Below are 7,639 nucleotides of genomic sequence, written 5' to 3' on the forward strand. Positions count from 1 at the left end.
CGATAATTACGGCAGTGCGGACACAGCACCTCATCCTCCTTGATTAACGTTGATTGTCGGCCGGCTTCGGCTCCAAGGCAGGATGAGCACAGGGCATGCCGGAACTGTCAGCGGCAGGGGCGAGAGATGAGCCGCAGGCCACGGCAACTTCTTGCCGACAGACCTTGCCGGGCAACCCATCCCCGGCAACTTCTTGCCGACGCGTGAGTGCCTCTCCCCTGCGGTGACGCTGGCCCGCGCCTTGCTCCTGCCAGGAAGTGTCCGGGACCGCACTCACCTCCCCGGCCCTTGAGAAAAGACAGACCTCATGAACCGCCGGCTCCAGCGCCGGCCGCTGGCCATCTGCGTCCTGGCCCTCTCCCTGACGAGCTGTGTCTCGTCTGGCACCGGGCTGAAGGTCCAGATCCGCCTGCGGCCGGACGCCAATGACAACAGCCCCGTCCCGCTCTCCCTGCTCCTCGTCTACGACCAGACCGTGCTGGAGCAGCTGCTCGCCGTCGGCGCGTCGCAGTGGTTCGTCGGGCGCGAGCAGTTCCTGCGCGACCACGCCGCGGACGTCCACGAGGAGTTCTACGAGCTGGTTCCCGACCAGTCGCTCCCGGAGTTCCGGCGCTACGTCCCCGCCCATACCGCTGGCGGCCTCGTCTTCGTCGGCTACAGCGCGGAGGGCGAGCACCGCTACCGGTTCGATCCCAAGCGGGCGCTCCAGTTGGAGGTCCGCGCGAACCACCTCTGCCTGACCCAGCCCGAACTCCAGGGGGACTGCCATGAGCCGTGACGACACGATTCCGCCCCCCATCCACTGGTCCGACGGAATGCTGCTCATGCCGCAGCACTTCCAGCGGCAGGCGCACCACCACGAGGAATCCCTCCGCTACCACCTGCGCCTGCTCAATCCCTTCCACTGGGGCGTGCGGCGGCTGTCCTTCGATGCGCAGGCCCTCGCGGAGGGCTTCTTCCGCGTCCAGGAACTGGAGGCTGTCTTCGAGGACGGCCTCACCGTGCGCTACCCGCCGCCCGAGACGGACGCCGGGAGGAAGCCGCAGGGCCTGGCGCTGGATCTCGGCTCGCTCCGGGAGCGCGCCAGCCAGCAGCCGGTAACCGTCTTCCTGGCGGTCAGCGACGACAAGTTCTCGGGGACGAGCAGCGACCACTCCCGCTTCCAGGCCCAGTCCACCGGCAAGGTGCGCGATGAGCACACGGACGACGGGGATGCCCGCCTCACCGTGCTCCTTCCCCGCATCAAGCTCCAGGCCGACGAGGCCACCCCGGGCTACAGCCTGCTGCCGCTGGTCGCCATCGAGTGCGTCCAGGCCAAGTTCCGCGTGGTGGACGGCGACGTGGCCCCTCGCATCGCCACAGACGCGAACAGCCCGCTCTGGATGCGGTGCGCCTGGCTGGCGAAGGACCTCCGCGCCCGCGCGGCCAGCCTGGACGACAGCATCCGCGCCGCCAGCGCCGACACCGAGCGCGCCCTCGTCCACGAGCGCGAGCGCCTGCTCCATCACCTGGTCGCGGGCCTCCCCGCCTTCGAGGCGCTGCTCGCCACCGAGCCCCACCCCTTCACGCTCTACCTCGGGCTCTGCTCGCTCGCCGGACAACTGGCCGCCATCGGCCACAGCCGGATTCCGCCTCCCTTCGCGCGGTACGAGCACGCGTCACCCGGGGCCGCCTTCAACTCGGTCATCGACTTCATCCGCGTGAGCCTCGACCAGGGCGTCTCCGACCTCTTCACGGCCATCCCGTTGCGGCAGCTGCAGGACCGCTTCTCCACACAGGTGGAGGCGGACTGGCTGGACCGCGAGTGGGTGATTGGCATCCAGGGCACGCCAGGGACGACCGAGCGGCAGCTGCTGGACTGGATGCGCGGCGCGCGCATCGGCGCTGAAACCCAGCTCAAGGGCCTGCGTGAGAAGCGCAGCGTGGGCGTGCCCCGCGTGCAGGTGAACCAGTGCCGGGGACTGCTCGCACCGCGCGGCACGCTCCTGTTCTCGCTCACCCCCGAGCCCGGCCTGCTCGAGGCCCGGCAGCCGCTGGCCGTGGAGAACCCACGCGACCCCGAGCACCCGCGAGCGCTCGCGCCTCCCGCCCAGCTGACCCTGTTCGTCGGTCCCCGCACCCGGTCCTCCTGACGCCACATGTCCTCCTCCCTTCCCACCGAGTACCAGCCGCACCGTGCGCCCCTGCTCGAACAGGCCCGCGAGTTCCTCAGCGAGCTGCTGCGGCTCAAGCAGACGCTCGTCGAGGCTCCGGTGGCCGACCCCGACAGCGACGATCCGGCCCCCGAGGACGACACGTTCGCGAGGCTTCGCACGACGCTGGTGGAGAAGCTGGAGCGCCTGGGTTCCCACCGCGTCCGTGGGAAGGAGGACGCGCAGGAGATCCGTCCGGAGGAGGTCCGCTACGTCCTGGCCGCCTTCACCGACGAGGTGCTGATCCAACACGCCTGGCCGGGACGGGACGCGTGGAGCAGCGCCCTGCTGGAGGAGGAGCTGTTCGGCACCCACGTCGCCGGGGATCAGCTCTTCACCGACATCGAAGCCCTGCTGCGGGACTCGGACGCGGCCCGGGTGGAGATGGCCGCGGTGTACCTGCTGGTGTTGTCGCTCGGCTTCCAGGGACGCTTCCGGGACAGGGACGCGGGCACCCAGCTGCGCAAGCTGCGGCGTCGGCTCTTCGCGTTCGTCTTCCGGCGGGAGCCGGGCTCGCGCGAACCCGCCCACCGGCTGCTGCCCCAGGCCTACGCGCACACGTTGGACGGCAAGCACGAGCGGCGCCTTGCGTCCCTGCGGCCCTGGGCGTTCGCGCTGGCCGCGGTCGTGGGGCTCGGCGTCGTGGCCGGGAACGTCATCGTGCGGCGCGAGACGCAAGGGCTGCGGGCCTCGCTGGACCGCATCCTCGCGCACGGCGAGGTGCCGCGATGAGCGCGCTCGAATCCTTCCTCACGGGCTGCGTCCCGGTGGTGCTCGCCGCGCTCGGTCAGGGCGTGCGGCTCTGGATGAAGAGCCGGGCGGAGCAGGCGGCGACGCGGCTCGTGACGGCCGCCATCGAACCTCAGACGCCCGCGCCGGAAGTCCCCATGCCCGCCGAGAAGCCGGCACCGGGACTGCTGAAGCGGTGGTCACGGCTCCTCACGCCCAAGAAGGGCGGCGCCACTTACGCGGTGCCCCACTGCGTGCTGGTGGGCACGCCCGACGCGGACAGCGCCACGCTCCTCAAGAGCGTCGAGCTCCCCCTGCCCTTCGGCAAGCCCGAGCGTCCCCAGGACCCCACCCGCGCCACCGCGTGGATCTTCAACGAGGGCCAGGTCATCGACCTGCCGGGGCTGACGAAGTCCGCCGAGCCGTCCTTCCGCTCCGCGCTGAAGTCGCTTCGCGGCGCCCGGCCCCTGCGTCCCATCGACGCGGCGGTGCTCGCCCTCCCGGCCGCGTTGCTGCTGGGGACGGACCGCGCGTCCCGCGAGAAGGCCCGCGCGCAGGCGGACGCGGTGGCGAAGGGCCTGCGCACGCTCCAGGACGAGCTGGGCGTCTGCTTCCCCATCTACGTGCTGTTCACGCAGGCGGAGGTCCTCCCCGGGTTCGCCAGCTTCTGCCGCGCGCTGCCCTCGGACATGTGGAACGAGATGTTCGGCTGGTCCAACCCGCATCCGTTCGAAGCGGCGTGGCGCGCCGAGTGGATCCCCGAGGCCTTCGAGCGCCTCCACGGGACGCTCACCCGCGTCCAGCTCGAGCTGCTCGCCAGCGAGGAAGGACAGAACGCGCAGGAGCGCGACGCCGCCTTCACCTTCCCCTCCGCGCTGCGGGGGCTGACCGAGCCGGCGCGCGTCCTGCTGGATCCCATCTTCCGGGCCAGCGTCCACCACGAGGCCCTGCCGTTGCGCGGCGTGTACTTCAACGGGGACCTCAGCGCGAGCGAGCGGCTCACGGAGCGAACCCTCGGAGCGCCCGCGCCCGGGCCGCACCCCATCTTCCTCACGCATCTGCTCGACCAGAAGGTCTTCCCTGAAAGCAGCCTGGCCCGTCCGTCCGCTTCGGAAAAGCGCCGCAACCAGCGGGCGCTGATGGCGCTGCGGTGGTCGCTGGCCGTGAGCGTGGTGCTCCTGCCCGTGGGCCTGTGGACGCTCGAACAGCGCCTGCGCGGTGACACGCGGCCCGTGGCCGAGGGCATGGCGGGGCTTGCCCGCCTGAGCACGGAGCGCGCCCGGGGAGAGCCGGACGCGGAGGCTGAACGCCGCCGCGCGGCGACGGTCCTCCAGGAGCTGGCGAAGCTGCCCGGCACGCCCGCGCCGGCCCTGGCCGGAAAGCTCCAGGACGCGCTCCGCGTCAGCTTCGAGGACCTGGTGCTGCCCACCCTCCACCGGGAGCTCGGAACCAGGCTCCAGCAGATCCTCGACGGCGAGGTCCAGCAGCCCGCGTCCTCCGACGCGCTGCTCGCGCCCGAGGAGACCCCCGAGTTCCAGGCGCTGCGCTCGCTGGATCAGGAGCTGGCCACCTTCACCGCCCAGGTGGACGCGTTCAATGCCTTGCAGGGCCAGTCCGGAAGCAAGCGGCTGCAGACGGTGGACGGGCTCGCGCGCTACCTGCTGCACGCCGACCCCGGCACCGGGTTCCTCCAGAACGGCGCGCGCTACGAAGAAGCGCTCGCGCAGGCCTCCGCGCCCCGCTTCGAGGCGTCGTTGCAAGAGGCGGCGCCCCGCCGGGCCACCGCGCTCGCCGCGAAGCTCTCGCGCCGCCTGTTCGTGGAGAACCCGCTGGAGGCGCGGCTGGCGGCGTGCGTCGCCCTGGCCACCCGGCTGGAGGGACGTGGCGGGGAAGGCACGTCCGTGGCCCGGACTGCCCGTGAGCTCGCGCAGGCACTGGAGCGTCTGCGGACGGAGCTGGCCCGGCCCGGGGCTGTCTGGCTGGGCCCGCCTGGCCTGGGGAAGTCCCTCACCGGGCTGCTGGACTCCGTGCGCAAGTCGCGCGCGCTGGGTGATCCGGCGGCGGCGGACATGGAGCGCCAGTGGACGGGAGAGCTGGACGCGCTGAAGGAGCGGCTGTGCGCGCTCTCCACGCGGGCCACGGGGCCCCTGCTGGCGCGCGACGACCCGGGCTGCAAGCTGGAGCTGTCCCCGGGCGCGCTCGCCCTGGAGAAGGCGCTGAAGGAGCTGCTCGCCCAGGGCTTCATGGCCGAACCCGACGCGCCCCCGCCCGCTTCATCCAAGGGGCCTGTCCGCGTCTTCTGGTCCGAGCCCGCGCTGGACGAAGCCCTCCGCCTCACGAAGCTCTACGAAGGCTTCCTCACCGAGGGGCTGACGGTGTTCCCCGGCGAGCTGCACGAGGTGGTGGCGGAGGTGGCCCGCCAGCAGCTGGAGCGTCGGCTGAGCGTCCAGCTGCTCCGCGCCCGGAAGCTGGAGCCGATGCCCGCTGGCGAAGCCGCGACGCACTCCCCCCAGGCCGAGTCCCAGGTCGCCGCCGAGCTGGCCAACCTCAAGCAGGTGGACGGCAAGCTGCGGCAGCTGCGCGACCTGGGAGACCAGCTACTGCTCATCAGCACCCGTCAGGAGCTGGGAGACCTGCTGGCGGCCCAGGCAGGAAGCCTGCTGGAGCGCGTGGACGCCCTCTTCGAGCGGGACACGCTCTACGCGCCGGATCCGCGCTTCTCGCGGTGGCAGGGGAAGTCCCCGGCGGCACTGGAGGCCTTCGGAGTGTCGGACGCCGTGGCCCTGGGGCAGTACCTCAAGACGCAGCGCTCGCGCGCCGCCACGCTGGCCCGGGACTACGCCACCCTGCCCGTGTCGCTCCTGTGGGAGGTGTCCGCCACCAGCGAGCGTCCTCCGCTGCTCCTCAAGTGGCGCCGCATCGGAGATGAGCTGCGCGATTGGGAACAGCAGGTGCCCGGCAACTCCGTCCAGGCGCTGGAGTCCTTCGTCCAGCAGGGCCTGATGAACATCACCCGCGAGCACTGCCTCCAGGGCCTCCCGCCCGCGGGAGACGCGGGCAGGGACTTCTTCCTCGCCCGCCGCGCCAGCCTGCAAGGCCTGGTGGCCCGCCGCTGCGAGCAGCTCGTCAGTGATCAACTGGGCGAGGCCTACGCCCGGCTCGCGCGCCGCTTCAACACCACCCTGGCCGGCCGCTTCCCGTTCACCACCGATGCGGTGGAGGCCCCTGACGCGGCCCTTCCGGAGGTCCGCGCCTTCTTCCTCGCGCTGGACGAGGTGCTGCCCTTGGTGGATGCCCCGGAGCGCCGGTCGCTGTCGGCCGAGGCGCTGGCATTTCTTGAGCAGGCCCGCGCCACCCGCGCCTTCCTCGCGCCGTTGCTCCTCGACGAAGAGGAAGGACTGGCCGGCTACGGCCTCAAGCTGGAGCCACGCGTCAACGTGGGCGAGGAGCGGCTCGCCAATCAGATCATCACCTGGAGCCTGGTGACGGGCGGACGGAGGCTGGCGGCGGGCAAGCCGGGCGCGTGGCACCCGGGCGAACCCCTCCAGGTGGCGCTGCGCTGGGCGAAGGACGCCCCTTCCGCGCCCCTCGCTCGCGGAGAGGCGTGCGGCGGACCTCGAGCCCCGGACGCGACCGCGCGCTTCGAGTTCGGCGGCACCTGGGCCCTGCTGCGGCTCCTGCGCGCCCAGCAGGGCCGGCCCACGGACTTCGGCGGCGGCGCGGATCCCCGGCCGCACACCCTGCGCTTCGCCATCCGTGTCGAGGAGAAGCGGAGCCGCCTCTGCGAGCAGGCGGTGGCCTTCCTCCGCGTCCCCCTCACCGGCCTGGAGGGAAAGACGCGCTTCACCGCGCCGCGCCTCTGGCCCACACGCGCGCCGTCGGGTGCACCCACCGCCTCACTGACCCGGAGCTCCACGCCATGAGCGCCTCCCTGCTCGACTTCGAGAAGCTGCTCGCGCCCGTCTCCGAAGACGCTCCGGCGGGCCCCTCCCTGCGTCACAATCAGACGTACGACGACATCCGAGAGGCCCGGCGCGAAGACGACCCCGCGCTGCTGAAGGACATCGGACGGGACCAGTTCAAGCACGCCCACTGGCGGCAGGTGAGCCAGCTCTGTCAGGAGGCGCTGCCGCGCTCCAAGGACCTGCAGCTCGCGGCCTGGCTCACCGAAGCGCTGCTCGAACAGCATGGCCTCCCGGGACTCGCGGAGGGCCTGCGCCTGCTGGCCGCGCTGGCTGACAGGTATTGGGACACCGCCTGGCCCGCGCTGGATGACGGCAATGCCAGCCATCGCATCTCGGTGCTCGATTGGCTCGACCGGAACGCGACCCCGAGGCTCAAGCGCATCCCGCTCTCCCAGCCCACGGGAGGCAGCGGCACGGCCTGCTGCTACGCGGACTTTGAGCGCATCCTCCACCGCGAGAAGCATGAAGCGCGGTCGCGCGACGACGAGCCGGCGCGGGACGGCTCCCAGCCCCTGGACGCCCAGGGCTTCCTGAGCGCCCTGCGGTCCACGCCCGCGGCCTTCTACCCTCCCCTGGGCCAGGCCCTGCGCGAAGTGAACGACGCGGCGCTGGAGGTGGAGAGCGTCTTCGCACCACGAATGGACGAGGAGCGTCCCCTGCTCGGCCAGCTCCGGCGCGCGCTGGAGGACCTGCGGACGGTGCTGGCGCCGGTCAGTGACCTGATGGAGCCCCCGGCCCCGAGCGCCCCTGCGT

At 71.9% G+C, this 7,639-nt stretch carries 5 protein-coding genes; all 5 read left to right on the plus strand.

Going from position 1 to position 7,639, the window contains the following annotated elements:
• Positions 1-307 precede the first annotated feature (307 nt).
• Positions 308-778 (plus strand): hypothetical protein, encoded by a 471-nt coding sequence (locus tag D7Y21_RS13370; RefSeq protein ID WP_121713529.1) that lies wholly within the window; start codon positions 308-310, stop codon positions 776-778.
• Positions 768-2,132, plus strand: a complete 1,365-nt coding sequence (tssK, locus tag D7Y21_RS13375) for a type VI secretion system baseplate subunit TssK (protein ID WP_121713531.1) — start codon at positions 768-770, stop codon at positions 2,130-2,132. Before D7Y21_RS13370 ends, tssK begins: the two co-directional genes overlap by 11 nt.
• Positions 2,133-2,138: 6 nt before the next feature.
• Entirely contained in the window at positions 2,139-2,924 is a 786-nt protein-coding gene (locus tag D7Y21_RS13380; RefSeq protein ID WP_121713533.1) for a DotU family type IV/VI secretion system protein, read from the plus strand.
• Entirely contained in the window at positions 2,921-6,844 is a 3,924-nt protein-coding gene (locus tag D7Y21_RS13385; protein WP_121713535.1) for a type VI secretion protein IcmF/TssM N-terminal domain-containing protein, read from the plus strand. Before D7Y21_RS13380 ends, D7Y21_RS13385 begins: the two co-directional genes overlap by 4 nt.
• Positions 6,841-7,639, plus strand: a 799-nt coding sequence (gene tssA, locus D7Y21_RS13390) for a type VI secretion system protein TssA (RefSeq protein ID WP_121713537.1), incomplete at its 3' end; no start/stop codon positions are given. The genes D7Y21_RS13385 and tssA, both read left to right, overlap by 4 nt.

Origin of the sequence: Corallococcus sp. AB045 (assembly GCF_003668895.1) — a bacterium.
Classification (GTDB): Bacteria; Myxococcota; Myxococcia; order Myxococcales; family Myxococcaceae; genus Corallococcus; species Corallococcus coralloides.